We start from the raw sequence: 17,060 nt of genomic DNA, 5'->3' as shown, positions 1-17,060 counted from the left end.
TGCTTGTTTTGCGCCACTGCCGCTTATAATGCAACTTATGAATGATTTAAATAAAATTAACGCAACAATCTTGCGCGAACTAAAAAATAACGGTCGGATCAGTAATGCTGAGCTGGCTAATCGGGTCAACTTGTCCGCTTCGGCTTGCTTGCGTCGGGTGCAAGAGTTAGAGCGTTCGGGAGTGATTCAAGGTTATAAAGCGGTGCTTTCGCCTAAAGCGCTCGGCATTGGCTGTGTTGCTTATGTCGCGGTGGGTTTGTCGGATCATACCAAATACGCTCAACAAGCATTTGAAGTGGCGATAACAAAATCAGATGAAGTGCGTGAATGTCACAACATTACCGGCTCGTACGAATATTTATTACGGGTTGAAACAACCGATTTGGCCTCTTATAAGGCATTTCATAGTGATGTGTTGGGGATTTTACCGCAAGTTAATTCGATTACCACTTACATGGTGATGGACTCGCCGAAAGATGATCGCGCTTAAGGGTGAAATCTCGCCCTGAACAGTTAGAGTATTCAGGGCAAGGGCAACAACAATGACATCGATTGCCACTGCAGTGCACTCATTAACGGGCTATTTAGCCAAGCTATTAAGCCACGCTATTGAATAAAGTAACAAACTGATCGATACCTTCATTCGCTAGCTCGTCACTAATGGTTAACGCGGGCAAGAAACGCAACACATTAGAGTAGAAACCACACGCCAACAATACTAAGCCATGCTCAGCAGCGCCAGCAATTAACGCTTGAGTCAATGCAACATTTGGTTGCTCAAGATCACCGTCAATCATTAATTCAATCGCGATCATCGCGCCTTGATTTCGAACATCAGAAATTAGCTGTGGGTGCTGCGCCTGCAGTACTGACAAACGTTCATTGAAAAGGTCACCAAGCTGGTTTGCCCGTTCAATCAAATTTTCGTCTTTAATAATATCAAGCACGGTTAATGCTGCAGCACAAGCCGTTGGAGAACCACCGTAAGTACCACCTAAACCACCAGGTAATGGTGCGTCCATGATTTCGCTTTTACCGACAACCGCCGCAATAGGGAAACCACCAGCAATGCCTTTGGCCATCGTCATGATGTCTGCTTCAACACCAGCATGTTCAAAGCTAAACATTTTACCAGTACGGCCAAAGCCAGTTTGAATTTCATCAGCAATTAACATAATGCCATGCTCATCACACAGCTTACGTAATGCTTGCAAGAACTCAGCAGGTGCCGCATAGAAACCGCCCTCACCCTGTACAGGCTCAACGATAATCGCTGCCACATCACTTGGCGCAATATCAACCTTAAACAAGTTTTCGATGGCTTTTAGTGATTGCTTAACCGTGATGTCATGCAGCTCAATTGGGAATGGGGCATGGAAAATATCACCCGGGAAAGGACCAAACAAGTTTTTGTATGGGGTGATTTTACCTGTTAGTGCCATCGCCAAGTTGGTACGGCCGTGGAAACCACCATTAAACGCAATAACACCGCGACGACCAGTATAAGCACGCGCAATCTTGACACAGTTTTCAACCGCTTCAGCACCGGTTGAGACAAAAATTGCTTTTTTCTCTGAATCACCAGGGGCAATAGCCGTTAGCTTTTCAGCCAGTTCAACGGCTACTTCATATGGGTTAACCATCACACAAGTGTGGCTAAACTTATCAAGCTGCGCTTTTACTGCCGCAACAACTTTCGGGTGGCTATGACCCGTATTACAGACCGCGATGCCTGAACCAAAGTCGATATAACGCTTGCCTTCAACGTCCCAAATTTCGCCGTTGAGTGCACGCTCAACGTAAACTGGATACATGTTGCCTTGACCGCGGGCGATAACTTTGGTTTTTCTTGCTTGTAACGCTTGATTGCTCATTTTCTTTACCTAAATTGTGGTCACTGTGGCAGCTTGAGCCACAGCGACACTTATTATTTTTATTTTACGTATTAACCAATTGATAGAACTTGCGTTACTTATCAAGACCGCCCATGCAAAGGTATTTAATTTCTAAGTAATCATCTAGACCATACTTCGAACCTTCGCGGCCATTACCTGATTGCTTCATGCCACCAAATGGCGCTGCAGCATTAGAGATAATGCCTTCGTTAATGCCAACCATGCCGTAATCTAGGCCTTCAGCAACACGCCATACTCGACCAATGTCACGTGAGTAAAAATAAGCCGCTAAACCGTATTCGGTATCATTAGCCAGCGCGATAACTTCGTCTTCAGTTTCAAAGACAATGATCGGTGATACTGGACCAAAAATTTCATTACGCGCAATCGGCATATCATTGGTAACGTTGGTTAAAATAGTTGGCTGATAGAAATTTTCGCCAGCAGCATCGCGTTTACCACCAATAACCAAGGTCGCGCCTTGTGCAATAGAGTCGGCAACTAGTTTCTCAACATCAGCAACCGCTTTGCTCGAAATCATCGGGCCAATCGTAACGCCTGGTGTTAAACCATTACCGATAGTAAGCGCTGCCACTGCGGTGGTATATTTGTCGGTAAACTCAGCCAACACGCCGCTCTGAACAAAAATACGGTTGGTACAAACACAAGTTTGACCGGCATTACGATATTTAGAGGCAATTGCACCAGTAACCGCAGCGTCGATATCGGCGTCATTGAATACGATAAATGGCGCGTTGCCACCCAGTTCCATTGACACTTTTTTAACGCCAGCAGCACATTGGCTAATCAGTGATTTACCAACTGGCGTTGAGCCAGTAAAGGTAAACTTAGCAACTGCAGGGTGCTGAGTTAAGACTTCACCCATCGCACGGGCATTTTGACCAACAACAACGTTGAATACGCCGGCAGGAATGCCAGCGCGTTCAGCGAGTTCAGCCATCGCAAGTGCAGAAAGTGGTGTTTGTGTTGCTGGACGAACCACAAAAGTACAACCCGCGGCTAATGCGGCGGCCGCTTTACGGGCGATCATCGCATTAGGGAAATTCCATGGCGTAATTGAAGCAACTACACCGACCGGCTGTTTAATAACAACAATACGCTTGTCGCCAGAAGGTCCTGGCACGATGTCACCATAAACTCGCTTGCCTTCTTCAGCAAACCATTCGATAAATGCCGCGCCGTATGCGATTTCACCTTTGGCTTCAGCCAATGGTTTACCCTGTTCTAAGGTTAATATACGACCAAGATCATCTTGGTGCTGCATCATTAAGTTGAACCAATTACGTAATAAACCAGCACGTTCATTGGCCGATTTAGCCGACCAAGGTTTTAGCGCAGCACTGGCTGCTGCAACCGCTAGCTCAGTCTCTTCGACTCCGGCATCGCTCACTGTCGCGACTAGCTCACCATTGGCTGGATTTAATACCTCGATAGTCGATTCACTACTGTGCCAGCTACCGTTGATATATGAAAAATTTTTAATTAACTGACTGTCTTGTAAACCGTGCATATTTATCTCCGAAGTTAATTGCTTTAGCTATTGAATATTAAAATCAACTACGTTTAAATACTAAACATTAAACCTTTAGTTTGAGCGCGGTAAAACTTAATGAAAGATTCAATCATTCCTAAACCTGTTACCGAATACGATTTACGGCTATTGCGAATATTTTTATCAGTGGTTGAGCACGGTGGATTTTCAGCGGCCGAGAATGCGTTAGGCATTACTCGCTCGACTATTAGTGTGCATATGTCGAGCTTAGAAGCGCGGATGAATTTAAAATTATGCTTGCGGGGTCGCGGCGGGTTTTCATTAACCGAAGATGGCCAAGCTGTTTATCGCGCGGTACTTGAATTATTTGATTCCCTTAATGATTTTTCGCTATTAGTCGGGACTTTGGGCAAGGAACTTAGTGGTGAACTGGTGATTTTGTGCGCCGACCAGCTCGATAGTACCCGGCAAAAGAAGCTATCTGAGGTTATTGCGCAGATCCACGATAGCTCACCAAACTTACACATTGTATTAGACGGCGCACCAATTTCTACCATTGAAAAGTCCTTGCTCAAGGGCAAGGTCCATGCGGGTATTTCGCCACAATATCAACAAATAGAAGGCTTAAACTATACCCCGCTTTACACCGACTCAATTTATTTGTGCTGCGGCAAGCAACATCCACTATTTAATAAAGTTGATACCTTGATTACCGCTAATGATCTGGCGGTGATCCCTGCGATTCATCCAGGGTTAGATATTGATACTCAAGGCCGAGTACAGCTCAACAAACTTAATCTTTGCGCTAAGTCCTATCAATTTGATACCCGCAAAGCGATGATAATGTCAGGCCGTTATATTGGTTTTTTGCCGCAGAGTGTGATTCAGCAAGAACTAAATCACGGCGAGATCCGCATTATTCGACCCGGCGAGCTTACCTACCAGTTTGACTTATCATTAGTGACCAAGAAATCGCCGCGCGAAGTAAATAAAGTAAAATTGCTGACCGAAGTATTTAGCCGAGTATTTGAGCTACCCGACTAACCTTTTGGCATTGCGATAAACTTGCCCGAAGAAACTGTGGCTTAAACAGAAAACCCTGTACATAGTCAACATTGATCGATTTGGCGAAATCGAGATCGGCCTGAGTTTCAATGCCTTCTAAAATGATTTTTTTGCCCGAAGCTTGAGCGTAACCAACCATCATTTTAATCAATAACAAAAACTCAGGATCCTGCTTATTCAATACGACATAACGATCGAATTTCATAAAGTTGACCTCCTGCAACACCGAGGTTGAAATCATCGAGTGCTGATTAAAAATATCATCGAGTGCTGTTTTAATGTTATTAGACGCCATTAATTGAATCATTTTCATGCTCATGATCGCATCATTGACTTCTGAGTTTTCAATTAGCTCAATCACCAGATCATTATTTTTATGCTGTAAAAACAACTCAAGAAACGGATTAACCGCGGCATCAGCATGATTTAATGCGTCAGGACTCTCAACCGCAAAAAATGAATCTTGATCTAAATTAACGAATAATTTAGCGCCGATCGGCGCATGTTCTAATTGCAGTTTTTTTTGTGCTAGTTCAACTTCAAATAACGACAACGGATGATGGTGCAAAGCGCTGTAGACGAGATCAGGCGCTATCAGTTGGTCATTATGATCATAAAAGCGAGAAAGCGCTTCATAACCAAAAATAGCTAAATTATCGACCGCCACTATCGGCTGATACTCAACACCATAGCGCTGATTTTGAATTAAAAACAACAATAACTGAGGCGAGACATTGTGACAATGTTGACTCACGAAAACCATCCTAATAATAAAGCATTAACACAGCGCTATTATCGCAGCTGTCTAATATAAAAGTATTACGCATGCTACCACCAAACGATAACAATTCTCAATACACCAAAAGTAAATAACCGAGCTTTAGCCACAAAAATAGCCTCATCCTCAACTGGCAATACCAGTTAAACTTTCGAACTATTTCGGTTATGCTGTCATAATAACGACTAGCGCGCTGACAGCAGCCGCCCCAATAAGGTAATGCCCAAATCATGACATCTGCATCTGTTAAGCCGCTGCCCATTCTATACAGCTTTCGACGCTGCCCTTATGCGATGCGCGCCAGAATGGGGCTATTACTAATGCAACGCCAAGTTGAATTACGTGAAGTGGTTTTAAAGGATAAACCCGAGTCGCTACTGAGTTATTCGCCCAAAGGCACAGTGCCGGTGCTAGTACTTCCTAACGGCCAAGTTATTGAGCAAAGCCTTGAAATAATCGACTGGGCTGTAGCAACTAACGACACACCTCTCAAACCACCGTCGTCAATAGAGGCACAATTAATTGCCACTAATGATAATGAATTTAAAAGCGCGCTTGACCGTTACAAATACTACGATCGCTTCCCTGAACATAACCAACAATATTACCGTGACCAGGGGCTTGTTTTTTTATCTCAACTTGAGCAACAGCTTAGCGGTCAATTGTATTTATATGGTGACGAAATTAGTTATAGTGATATCGCTATTTTCCCCTTTGTCAGACAGTTTGCCCATGTCGACCTAGCGTGGTTTGAACAAGTCGACTATCCCCAGCTTAAACGTTGGCTTAGCAGTTTATTAACCAGTCAACACTTCATGACCACCATGACCAAGTTTAAGCAGTGGCAACCAGACAGTCCGGTTGTAAGCTTTGGCGCAACTAGTGAGGAGTTATTATGATTTGCATCGGTCATCGCGGGGCCAGAGGCCACGCCCCTGAAAATACCCTCGCCGCTATTGCTATTGGCATTGAACAAGGCGCTCAGTGGATCGAAATTGATGTGCGTGCGCACGAGGGCGAGCTACTGGTTATTCATGACAACGAGTTAGACCGAACAACTAATGGCCACGGCGCGCTAACTCAGTATTCTCTAACACAGCTACGCCAACTCGACGCCGGTGACGGTCAGAAGATCCCCTTGTTATCTGAGGTACTGGCCTTAGTTAACCGCCGCGCGATCGTTAACATTGAACTGAAAGACAGTGCCAGTGCCGCGCTAGTTTTAGCCTTAATCAAACAACACCTAAGCAAGGGCTGGCACTGTGACGATTTTGTGGTTTCTAGTTTCTTCCATCACGATTTACAGTGGCTAAAAGGCCAGTTTCCGGCGCTAAAAATTGCAGCATTAAGCGCTAGTGTTGGGCTAGATTATGCAAAATTCGCCCAACAGCTCGACGCGTGGTCAATTAACCTTAATGTTGAATCTCTCAATCAAGCGATTATTGATGACGCCCACCAGCGTGGGCTCAAAGTGTTGGTTTATACCGTCAATAAACCCTCGAAATTTCAACAATTGTTACACATGGGCATCGATGGCATTTTTACCGACTACCCACTCGAGTTTAATCAGTGGCTGACAGAACAAGAGAAACAGTAGCAGCCAGCCACAACGGCTTATTTTTTCTTAAAGCGGTTACGATAACCATCGACACTATAAACAACCAATGCTAACCAAATAAAGCCAAAGGTCAGCCCTTTTTCTGGCTCGAAAGATTCTCCATAAACAAACACCGCCATCGACAACATTAAAGTTGGGCCAATGTACTGAATAAACCCTAAGGTCGACAGCGGAATTCTAATCGCCGCGGCAGAAAAAGCCAGCAATGGTAAAGTTGTGACCACACCCGCAGCCAATAGCAGTAAACTTAACGATAAATCAGCATTGATAAAATCGAATGACGGCAAGTCGACCAACAAGACATAAAACAGCGCCACCGGCAGTAAGAACATCGTTTCAACAAACAAACCACTAATGGCATCGACATTCACTTTTTTACGCAAGACCCCGTAACAACTAAAGGTACTGGCCAACGCGACAGAGACCCAAGGTATGGCACCAAACGCTATTAATTCCACTAAAACACCAGCTAGCGCTAGCGCCACGGCGAACCATTGCGCTCGACGAAGTTTTTCACTAAAAAACACGGTGCCTAATACGACATTAAACAGCGGATTAATGTAATAACCGAGCGAGGCATCCATTAAGCGATCATTGGTGATCGCCCAAATAAATATAAGCCAGTTAACGGCAATTATCACTGATGAAAGCAGCAACACAGGGACCTTTTTTCGCTGCCTAAACACGTGCTGAACGCGATGCCAGCCGGCTGTTAGTGTAATAATCCCAAACAGAAATGCAAATGACCAAATCACGCGGTGAGTCAATATTTCAAGCGCTGAAACCTGTGCGACCCACTTGAAATAGACTGGTGCCACGCCCCACATTATATATGCAGCAATGGCAAACATCAGTCCTTGCTTATAGCTTTTCTCTAACACCTTTTTGTACCTGCTCAAAAAATAAAAACATATCTTATACTAATTAAAAAAATTTGGTCAGCAGAAGATCTTATTCGTTTTAATATTATTAATAACCATCTAATATTAAACAATAATAACGAGATAAGTTTGGAGTGAAAAAGGCGTAAACAATCAAATCACACTCCAATGTACTCGTGATTAATCGGCCAATTTCAACCTGTGAGTGGCTTGTTATTACTGAACAAAAAATTAAATCATTGAGATGATTATTTGATTAACATCCGATAAATATACCTAATTGAAACAGCAATAGCAGTAACAACAAGACTGTAAATACAACCATAAAGCTCGGCACATGTGGGTGAGACTGGGTCACTAACGTTATTAATAATCCGACCAATATCGAAAACTTCCATTAATAATCAAACAAATCTCACAAGCTATTGTTAGTACATAAATTTAATCTTAAAAAATAAAGATCACACTTAAGATTTTAGGCTAAATAAATCGACGAGAACCCCAAGTTACGTACAAATACTACACAATTCAGCGTAAAAACACGGGTTGTCTCATAAATTTCTACAATCGAGTGTGACATCATGGTATTAATACCAATCTCATTGATTAAGCTATCGCCAATTTTGTGCAATCTGCGGTATGCCGTGCAGCGAGTAAATGTCTAAAAACTATAAACTAACATTTTGAATCAATGTCTTAAATGATATTGAACGCAGTAGGATGTAATGTGGATCAGGTAATAACAACTCAGCTTGAAAATGAACTTTGTAATAAAAAATTCGATTATGCCAGTAGCAATTATAACCCAGCCATATTAGCAGAATTTAACACCTGCACTTTTGCGCAGCACCATACGTCGGCGCTGGTCGTATTTCCAAAGTCAGTAGAAGATTTACAATGGTTTATCAGCACCATTAACCAACTAAATAGTGATGGCGCTACATTTAAGGTATACACAGTATCGTCTGGTCAAAACTGGGGCTACGGCTCGGCGACCCCGACTTGTGAACAAGCCATTTTACTTTGTTTAAAACACTTCAATGCCGCGCCTCAATGGTTAACTAACTCTTTAGATACTACGATCCCTTACGGTAAAAAGTTAGGTATTCTAAAAATTGATGCCGGTGTAACTCAGCAGCAACTTTATGATTTTTTACAAGCCGAGGGTGGCGATTTTTGGATGGATGCAACGGGTTCATCCCCTAGCTGCAGTGTATTGGCAAATAGTATTGAAAGAGGCTTTGGCCACACCAGTTATGGTGACCATTTTGATCATATAAGTGGCATGGTCGTGGTGCTGGCCGATGGTTCTCTAGTAAAAACTGGTCATGCTGGTTGCAACAATTCTGCGAATATTGGCGTGCATAAACATGGCTTGGGACCATATTTAGATGGTATTTTTAGCCAGTCTAATATGGGCATAGTCACCGCGATTTATTTGCGGGTAATGCCAGCAAAAAAATATCTTTATAACTTTTTTATTAAGTTAAAAAGCGATCAGGATTTTAGCCAAGCTATTGAACAACTTAGGCCATTAAAGTTAAATGGTACCTTAAACAGTCAAATACATTGCGCTAATGCCCATAAGGGTATTCAAGCGGTGATGCGTTATCCCTATAAAGAAACGGATGGCGTGACGCCATTACCTGAAAATATTGCCGCTAAGATCATTAAACAAAACGATATTAGCCATTGGACTATTTCAGGGGCCATTTATGGTAATTCATGGCTAGACACAGTTGCTTCTCGCCGAGCATTACGAAAAGCATTAACCGGCATTGAGTGTAAAAAAATAATTCTGTCAGACAGAGCCGCTGCTGTCGTCAAAAAAACCATTGCCAGTGATGCAATCGGTTTTATATTTCCGCAGTTACAACGAAAGTTATTACCGCAGCTAAATATATTCAGTGCTTTGATTGATCTTAAAAAAGGTAAACCAACAGACTTTTTCATTAAAAGTGTCTATTGGCGTAAAAAACAATTAAATCAATCGTTAAAACACCCAGACAAAGATCGTGTTGGCTTAATCTGGCTAGCGCCAATCGGCCCTATGACCAAAGAAACGGTGCAATACTTTAACGCGATTACCAAAGAAACGTTTAAGAAATATGATTTTGAGCCTGCTATATCAATAACCTTACTCAACGAACGTGCGGTCGACTGTGTTATTTCAATAGTATTTGACCGAGAGGTTGAGGCCGATAATCTAAAAGCGCTGCAATGCCATGATGAATTATTAGCGGCCTTCAATAAAATGGGCTTTTCAACCTATCGCTCTTCGATACGTGCGATGAGTAACGACGGGCTAAATTTTAGCGATGCGCTAACAAAGCTGCACCGCAGTATAAAAAAAGGCGTCGACCCGCAAGGTTTGTTATCACCAGGGCACTACACTCAATAATTACCACTCGAATAGCCGGGGCGAATGCCGCTCCGGTGACACATTAGCAACCAGAGCAAACCAATGAAGGTTGTGTTGCCGCTGTTTCTAGTTAGGCGGTTAAAGCATTTTTTGCCAAAATAACGCTTTTCCCATTTCAGGACTTAACTCATAGCCATCAAACCCAAATTTCAGGTACGATTGCTGCGCGATTTCATTGCCAGATAAAACTTCTAGGGTAATTTTACAGCAACCTTTAGCTTGCGCCTGCTCTTCAACTTTATCCAACATTAACTGGCTAATACCGAGTCCCCTAAACTCACTGACTACCACGAGATCGTGAATGTTAACCAATGGCTGACATTTAAAGGTTGAGAACGCCTCAAAACAATTAACTAAGCCAGCAGGTTTACCATCAACATAACAAATCACGCTAAATGCATGCGGCACTTTTGCTAGCTCTTTGGCTAAGTTTTGTTGGGTATAATCCGATAACGCAGCGCCACCTCCCATTGGGTCTTGTGCATAATTATTTAACAAATAACTAAGCTCATGCGCCTGTTGCTCATTTAAGTAATCTATTACTTTCGCTTCAATTTTCATCAATACTCCGAATTTGAATATACGGCCACTTTCGGCTGGTTAAAGCAATGCTCAATGATTTTAATAAAATAGCCACTGCCGATTTCAATTAACTGATCGGGAAAGTCATAGTCAGGATTATGTAATGCTGGGGTATTCTCACCAGCGCCTAAACCAAATAACGCGCCGCGGTATAAACGGGTGAACTGACCAAAATCTTCTGACCAGCGAAACGGTTCTGGCGCAATCCGCACTGGCTCATCTTTTAGCGCAGCGCTAATAATATTCACCGCCTGCTCATCATTAACAGTGGCGTCAAACACATCTTCATATTCAATCGCATAGCTTAGCTGATGCGCTGTGGCGACTACTGCCACTTCGTTACTGACAAGTTCGACTAAACGCTCCATTTCATCATTCGACTCACTGCGCAAGGTAACATAAATTTCACCGTCGGCCGGCGCGGTGCCAAAGGCTTTTTCGCCGAGTTTAACCCCGACTACCGTCGCAAAGGTAAACGCGCTCTTGCTGTCGATTAACTGCGGCAATTGCTCAAATAACGGCAGTAACTGATGTACGGCCTTAAGCGGGCTAATGCCGGTTTCTGGTTGCGCGGCGTGGGCGGTTTTTCCGGTTAAACGGATAATCACGCCACGTGAGGCACAACACATAGTGCCTTGTTTGACAATAACTTCACCCAGTGGGAATTTTGGCACATTATGCAAGGCGAACACAAAGTCGGGCTTAAACTGCTGCGATAGTTGGTCTGCTAGCATTGCCTTGGCACCAGCGCCAGTTTCTTCTGCGGGTTGAAACATTAAAACAACTTGGCCAGTCTTTGGTCGGTTACTGGCATAATGTTGCGCGACTGCCGCCAATATCGCCATATGGCCATCGTGACCACATTTGTGAGAAACCCCAGCGACCACCGAGCGATAATCAAAGGCATTGGTTTCACTAATCGGTAACGCGTCTAGCTCACACCTTAACATCACAGTGCGCCCCGTCGACGCATCACCAAAACAAACCGCGACCCCAGTGCCGCCAATGCCAGTCACTACGTTGTCTGGTGACAACGGTGATAAATATTCCACTAAACGTGCAGCGGTATCAACCTCAACGTTCGCAAGTTCAGGGTGCTGGTGTAGCCGGTGCCTAAAGGCGATGCAATTCATATTTGTCTCCGTCTCAAATGCCAATTTTTATGCTTTTTAATCTTGGCCTTTTTATAGTATTTAATTTCGTTTACAGAGTGCCGACACTACCCCGCACCCGTCACTTTTACTACAAGCTGGCGCACATAACAATAAGCCGAAAAATTAAACTGACCCGTACAAATATATCTGCCTTTTATCGCGGTCACAAATTGCGACTAATTACTCAAATGCGCTAATTAACTAAAGACTATCGCGCTTAAAAAGCCGATAATTGCCCCAATTATTCAATTCGCCAGTTTTAAAATCGTGCGAGCTTATATTTGTCTGTTTTATGACGGGTAATGCTCAAGCATTTCGATTTTATTGATGTGATCACTGTGGAACCCATGCAATGGAAATTAAAGTAGATTTTCTCGACAACCTTAGACTTGAAGCCAAGTTTGACGATTTTTCGGTTATTGCCGATCAGCCTATTCGCTACAAAGGCGACGGCTCAGCGCCTAGCCCGTTCGACTATTTTTTAGCGTCATCGGCGCTATGTGCGGCCTATTTTATGAAGGTTTACTGTGTCTCTCGTGATATCCCGACCGAGGGTATTCGACTATCGCAAAATAATATTGTAGATCCTGAAGATCGTTACAACCAAATATTCCAAATTCAAGTCGAGCTGCCAGACACTATTTCTGATCGCGATCGTCAGGGCATTTTACGTTCTATCGACCGTTGTACGGTTAAAAAAGTGGTGCAAACACAGCCTGAGTTCAAAATTGAAACGGTCGAAAATCTTGATGCCGACGCCCAAGCAATGTTAATGGGCCCGGTAACGGATGCTGGCGAGTCGTTTATTTTAGGTAAAGATTTACCGCTTGAACAAACCATTGCCAACATGACCGAGATTTTAGCCGAGCTGGGCATGAAAATTGAGATTTCATCGTGGCGTAACATTGTGCCAAACGTTTGGTCATTACACATTCGCGATTCAGCGTCACAAATGTGTTTTACCAACGGCAAAGGCGCAACCAAAGAAAGTGCATTATGTTCAGCTTTGGGTGAGTTTATTGAGCGTTTAAACTGTAACTTCTTTTATAACGACCAATTTCTTGGTCTTGAGATTGCCAACAGTGAGTTTGTGCACTACCCCAATGAAAAGTGGTTTAAGCTAGAGCAAGACGACAGCCTGCCTGTTGGGATTTTAGACCCATATTGTCGCGAAATTTACGACGCCGAAGGCGAGCTACGTGGCTCACACCTGATTGACACTAACTCAGGCAATCGTGAGCGTGGCATTTGTTCAATTCCTTACGTGCGCCAGTCTGATGGTGAAACGGTTTATTTCCCGTCGAACTTAATCGAAAACTTATTCTTAAGTAACGGCATGAGTGCTGGTAACAATATTGAAGAAGCGAAGGTTCAGTGTTTATCTGAAATTTTCGAACGTGCGGTTAAGCGCCAAATCATTGAGCAAGAAATTATCCTGCCTGATGTGCCTCAATCTGTTATTGACCAGTACCCTAGCATTGTCGCGGGCATCAACGCCCTTGAAGCCCAAGGTTTCCCTATTGTCGTTAAAGATGCATCATTGGGCGGTCAATTCCCAGTAATGTGCGTGACCTTAATGAACCCTAAAACTGGCGGTGTGTTTGCGTCGTTTGGTGCTCACCCAAGTTTTGAAGCGGCGCTAGAACGAAGCCTAACTGAGTTATTGCAAGGACGTAGCTTTGAAGGCTTAAATGATGTGCCACCGCCAACGTTTAATAGCATGGCAGTGTCTGAGCCAGAAAACTTCGTTGAACACTTTATTGATTCAACTGGCATTATTTCGTGGCGCTTCTTTGGTGCCAACCACGATTATGATTTCTGTGAATGGGATTTCTCGGGCACTAACGCTCAAGAAAGCGCGACCTTATTTGGGCTGCTAGAAACCTTAGGCAAAGAGGTTTACGTGGCAGAGTTTTCTGACATTGGCAGCGCTTGTCGTATCTTGGTCCCTGATTATTCAGAAGTGTATCCGGTTGATGATCTTATCTTTGATAATACCAATAAGGCACTTGATTACCGTGAAGACATTTTGAATCTTCACTCGTTAAGTGATGATGCACTAGTGAGCTTGGTTGAGCGTTTAGAAGAAAGTCAGTTAGATAACCAAACCGATATCCCGACCCTAATTGGCATTGTATTTGACGAAAATACCGTGTGGGGACAGCTCACCATTATTGAGCTTAAGATCTTAATCTATTTAGCGCTAGGCGAATTAGACGAGGCGATTGAACTGGTTGAGTCATTCCTGCAATACAATGATAATACGGTTGAGCGCGGTCTGTTTTATCAAGCGTTGCACGCGGTGCTAGAAATCACCTTAGACGACGAACTAGAACTGGCTGATTACATCAAGAACTTCAGTCGGATGTTTGGCAACGACACCATGGCCGAAGTAGTTGGCACGGTAACTGGCGACGTTAAATTCCCCGGCCTGACCAAAACCAGCATGAAGTTAGAAGGGCTAGACAAGCACTTGCGGTTAATTGAAAGTTATACCAAGCTACACCAAGCTCGCGCCGCGAAAGCACAGCGCTAGTTTAACCGTAAATCAAGGGTTACCGAACTCGGTAACTCTTGATTTAGCCCTTGCTCTGCTGTTGGGTGTTAACACGCTCCCCTGCTGACATTAATGCCATTTCACTGGCAATGCTGGTCATCGAAATTCCCTCAATCAGTTGATTTCCGCCTTTAAGGCAAATAACTATTTCAGCCACAGGTAAAGCTGGCAACCCCTCAACCGGCACCGGATTAACCAAGTCAGCTGGCGCGGCATGCGCAGCCATTACACTAATTGCACAATTTCGGCGGACTAATTCAATCAATAAACCGCAGTTGCTCGCGTCACAAATTAAGTCGTAGCTGATCCCTGACTTTTCTAAACCATCAATCACCGAACGATGAAATTTACAGCCGGGCTCTAATAAGGCCAATGGCAACGGCCGCTGCGAGAATAACGCCGGATCATTAGATAACCACACTCCTTGCTCTTGCCGTAAAAGCACACCTTCGGTGCTGCCTTCTGGTCGCGTCAAAATAGTGATGTCGAGCTCACCTTGGTCTAAGTGCTGGCGTAATACCTGCGAGTTGGCGCAAATAGAGCTGATGTGGACGCCGGGAATTTTTCGGCGTAATACCTCGATTAAATCAGGCAATAAACTATGCGAAAAATCATCAGGACAGCCAATACTAATATGGCGAGCTTGCGATCGATTAAGGATGTTGTCCATTGCTTCGTCATGCAATGTCAGTAATTTTCTCGCATACGGAACCAGCGCCTTGCCATCTAAACTTAAGGTTAATGTTCGGGCATTGCGGTGAAATAATTTTCGCTCAAGTTGTGCTTCCAAGCGCTTAATCTGCATGCTAATGGCAGATTGGCTGCGATATATTTGCCCGGCAGTGCGGGTAAAACTGCCATTATCAACAACAGCAACAAAGGTTCTGAGTAATTCTATATCCATGTTTTTCATAATCAGCGGCTTTAGCTTAATCGCAACATAACAGCTTAAGCCGAGTAAAGTTAAATTTTTTTTACCAAATAAATTGATGACTGCCATCAGGATTATTGGTTAGACGGTCACCCGCATTAATCATATGCTGGCAGCAGCTCTAGATATTTAACACTAATTGATATGACACTAATTGGCATAACTTTAATCTGTATAACTCTAATTGGTATAACAAGGAAACAAGATGCAATTAATTATTGGTAACAAAAACTATTCATCGTGGTCACTGCGACCTTGGTTATTAATGCAATATTTTTCAGTCGAATTTAGCGAACAACAAATTTGGCTGTTTAGTGACGAAATGGCGGCACAAATGCAGCAACACGCACCGAATTTAAAAGTGCCAGTGCTGCAAGACAACCAAATAACAATATGGGATTCGTTGGCTATTTGTGAATACATTAACGAGCAGTATTTGGCCGGTAAAGCTTGGCCGCAAGATACGGCACAGCGAGCAATGGCTCGTTCAATTTGCGCTGAAATGCACGCTGGATTCTTCGCTATTAGAGCTCAAATGCCAATGAATTGTCGCCGAGCACCAAGCGAAATTGAAATATCCAAGCAAGCTCAGCACGAGGTACAACGGGTCATTGAAATTTTTGAGCAATGCCTAGCAACCAATACTGAATCAGATAGCTTTTTGTTTGGCGAGTTTTCGATAGCCGACGCATTTTATATGCCGATTGTTTGTCGTTTTAGCAGCTACCAAACAGCGGTCGGGCCACGCGTTAAGCAATATTTCAGCAAGATGTTAGCGCTCGAGGCTTATCAAACGTGGCTCAAACAGGCAACGGCTGAAACAGCTGTCATTAGTGCAGCAGAAGTATAGTCGTCGGTTTTGAGGGGCCATTGAGATTATGCCTCATGGCCGGGCCCAAACATAATAATCGCCATGCCACTAAGCGCAACCAAGCTGCCAACGATATCCCAAATGGTCGGGGTTATACCGTCAACCAGCCATAGCCATATAATGGCGACAAAGATATAAACCCCGCCATAAGCGGCATAAACTCGACCTGCCGCGCTCGGGTGCAATGACAACAACCAAGCAAACAGCGCAAGGCTGAGCGCGGCAGGAATTAACAGTAAAATGCTTTTATCTTGTTTGAGCCACAAATACGGCAAATAACAACCCACGATCTCTGCTACTGCCGTGATCATAAACAAGCCAATTATTTTTAACTCTGGCATCGGTTAACCGCCAAGCCCCGGTGGCAAGATATCAAACTTAGGTACTCCCTGGGGAAACGTCGCCCAGGTCGGAGCCGACGCGGTATAAATAGCCATGCTAGGCGTGAATGTTTGATCACTTTTAATCGTCGACACCGCCACTGAATAGAAATTACCAACCGTGACATCGACACAAACCGTAGTGCCACAATTACTGCAAAACAAATGGTTTAAATCTTGGCCCGAATCACCCTCGCGGGTAAAGCTTGTGACATTTGTTTGGTTGAGGCTTAATTTATCTTTATCGACCCACAACCCAAACCACTTGTCCGATCCAGTATGTATTTGGCATTGCTTGCAATAACAAAAAACTGCCTTAATTTCTTCACATTCAAGCGAATAAGTGACCGCTCCGCAGCCACAGCTACCGTTTAATTTATGCATTAGTTAACTCCATTAATCTAGATTGTTAG

Annotated in this window: 16 protein-coding genes; 7 read left to right on the top strand and 9 right to left on the bottom strand. The window is 43.7% G+C overall.

Annotation, left to right across the window (positions count from 1 at the left end; genetic code table 11):
* The first annotated feature begins 37 nt into the window (after positions 1-37).
* Complete coding sequence (locus tag HRU23_06780; protein NRA53834.1) at positions 38-490, top strand: Lrp/AsnC family transcriptional regulator; 453 nt, start codon at positions 38-40, stop codon at positions 488-490.
* A 106-nt stretch (positions 491-596) separates the two neighbouring features.
* Here the strand turns inward: HRU23_06780 and gabT are convergent, their stop codons facing one another.
* Complete coding sequence (gabT, locus tag HRU23_06775; GenBank protein NRA53833.1) at positions 597-1,874, bottom strand: 4-aminobutyrate--2-oxoglutarate transaminase; 1,278 nt, start codon at positions 1,872-1,874, stop codon at positions 597-599.
* A gap of 94 nt (positions 1,875-1,968) precedes the next feature.
* On the bottom strand, positions 1,969-3,426 hold the full coding sequence (locus tag HRU23_06770) for an NAD-dependent succinate-semialdehyde dehydrogenase (protein ID NRA53832.1): 1,458 nt from the start codon (positions 3,424-3,426) through the stop codon (positions 1,969-1,971).
* Positions 3,427-3,525: 99 nt separating this feature from the next.
* Between HRU23_06770 and HRU23_06765 the strand changes: the two genes are divergently transcribed.
* Positions 3,526-4,452, top strand: a complete 927-nt coding sequence (locus HRU23_06765; GenBank protein NRA53831.1) for a LysR family transcriptional regulator — start codon at positions 3,526-3,528, stop codon at positions 4,450-4,452.
* Here HRU23_06765 and HRU23_06760 read toward each other — a convergent pair.
* Entirely contained in the window at positions 4,424-5,236 is an 813-nt protein-coding gene (locus HRU23_06760; protein NRA53830.1) for an EAL domain-containing protein, read from the bottom strand. The genes HRU23_06765 and HRU23_06760 overlap by 29 nt on opposite strands.
* 245 nt (positions 5,237-5,481) lie before the next feature.
* Here HRU23_06760 and HRU23_06755 point away from each other — a divergent pair, with 245 nt between their 5' ends.
* Together HRU23_06755 and HRU23_06750 are read left to right on the top strand one after the other, a co-directional pair.
* On the top strand, positions 5,482-6,150 hold the full coding sequence (locus HRU23_06755) for a glutathione S-transferase (GenBank protein ID NRA53829.1): 669 nt from the start codon (positions 5,482-5,484) through the stop codon (positions 6,148-6,150).
* The gene (locus tag HRU23_06750; GenBank protein ID NRA53828.1) at positions 6,147-6,848 is read left to right on the top strand and encodes a glycerophosphodiester phosphodiesterase; all 702 of its coding nucleotides are present in this window, start codon (positions 6,147-6,149) and stop codon (positions 6,846-6,848) included. The genes HRU23_06755 and HRU23_06750 overlap by 4 nt, the downstream gene beginning before the upstream one ends.
* A 17-nt stretch (positions 6,849-6,865) precedes the next feature.
* Here HRU23_06750 and rarD read toward each other — a convergent pair whose 3' ends face one another.
* Positions 6,866-7,750, bottom strand: a complete 885-nt coding sequence (rarD, locus tag HRU23_06745; protein ID NRA53827.1) for an EamA family transporter RarD — start codon at positions 7,748-7,750, stop codon at positions 6,866-6,868.
* Between the two features lie 727 nt (positions 7,751-8,477).
* Between rarD and HRU23_06740 the strand changes: the two genes are divergently transcribed.
* Entirely contained in the window at positions 8,478-10,151 is a 1,674-nt protein-coding gene (locus HRU23_06740) for an FAD-binding protein (protein NRA53826.1), read from the top strand.
* A gap of 99 nt (positions 10,152-10,250) precedes the next feature.
* On the opposite strand, the gene HRU23_06735 is transcribed toward HRU23_06740, so the two are convergent.
* Positions 10,251-10,733 (bottom strand): GNAT family N-acetyltransferase, encoded by a 483-nt coding sequence (locus HRU23_06735; GenBank protein NRA53825.1) that lies wholly within the window; start codon positions 10,731-10,733, stop codon positions 10,251-10,253.
* Entirely contained in the window at positions 10,733-11,887 is a 1,155-nt protein-coding gene (locus HRU23_06730) for an amidohydrolase (protein NRA53824.1), read from the bottom strand. The genes HRU23_06735 and HRU23_06730 overlap by 1 nt, the downstream gene beginning before the upstream one ends.
* 373 nt (positions 11,888-12,260) lie before the next feature.
* Here HRU23_06730 and HRU23_06725 point away from each other — a divergent pair, with 373 nt between their 5' ends.
* Positions 12,261-14,444 carry an OsmC domain/YcaO domain-containing protein gene (locus tag HRU23_06725; GenBank protein ID NRA53823.1) on the top strand — a complete coding sequence of 728 codons (2,184 nt, stop codon included), beginning with the start codon at positions 12,261-12,263 and terminating at the stop codon, positions 14,442-14,444.
* Positions 14,445-14,487: 43 nt separating this feature from the next.
* Here HRU23_06725 and HRU23_06720 read toward each other — a convergent pair whose 3' ends face one another.
* A complete protein-coding gene (locus HRU23_06720) occupies positions 14,488-15,369 on the bottom strand; it encodes a LysR family transcriptional regulator (protein NRA53822.1) in 882 nt (293 codons plus the stop codon).
* Positions 15,370-15,601: 232 nt separating this feature from the next.
* Between HRU23_06720 and HRU23_06715 the strand changes: the two genes are divergently transcribed.
* Positions 15,602-16,246: a glutathione S-transferase family protein gene (locus HRU23_06715; protein ID NRA53821.1), complete on the top strand. Its 645-nt coding sequence runs from the start codon at positions 15,602-15,604 to the stop codon at positions 16,244-16,246.
* Positions 16,247-16,272: 26 nt separating this feature from the next.
* On the opposite strand, the gene HRU23_06710 is transcribed toward HRU23_06715, so the two are convergent.
* Both HRU23_06710 and HRU23_06705 read right to left on the bottom strand, forming a co-directional pair.
* Positions 16,273-16,608 carry a YnfA family protein gene (locus tag HRU23_06710; GenBank protein NRA53820.1) on the bottom strand — a complete coding sequence of 112 codons (336 nt, stop codon included), beginning with the start codon at positions 16,606-16,608 and terminating at the stop codon, positions 16,273-16,275.
* A gap of 3 nt (positions 16,609-16,611) precedes the next feature.
* Positions 16,612-17,031: a GFA family protein gene (locus HRU23_06705; protein NRA53819.1), complete on the bottom strand. Its 420-nt coding sequence runs from the start codon at positions 17,029-17,031 to the stop codon at positions 16,612-16,614.
* Positions 17,032-17,060: the final 29 nt, after the last annotated feature.

The organism is Gammaproteobacteria bacterium, assembly GCA_013214945.1.
Lineage (GTDB): Bacteria > Pseudomonadota > Gammaproteobacteria > Enterobacterales > Psychrobiaceae > Psychrobium.
The sequence above is the reverse complement of the archived record's forward strand: the minus strand, read 5'-3'. Positions and strand labels throughout refer to the sequence as shown.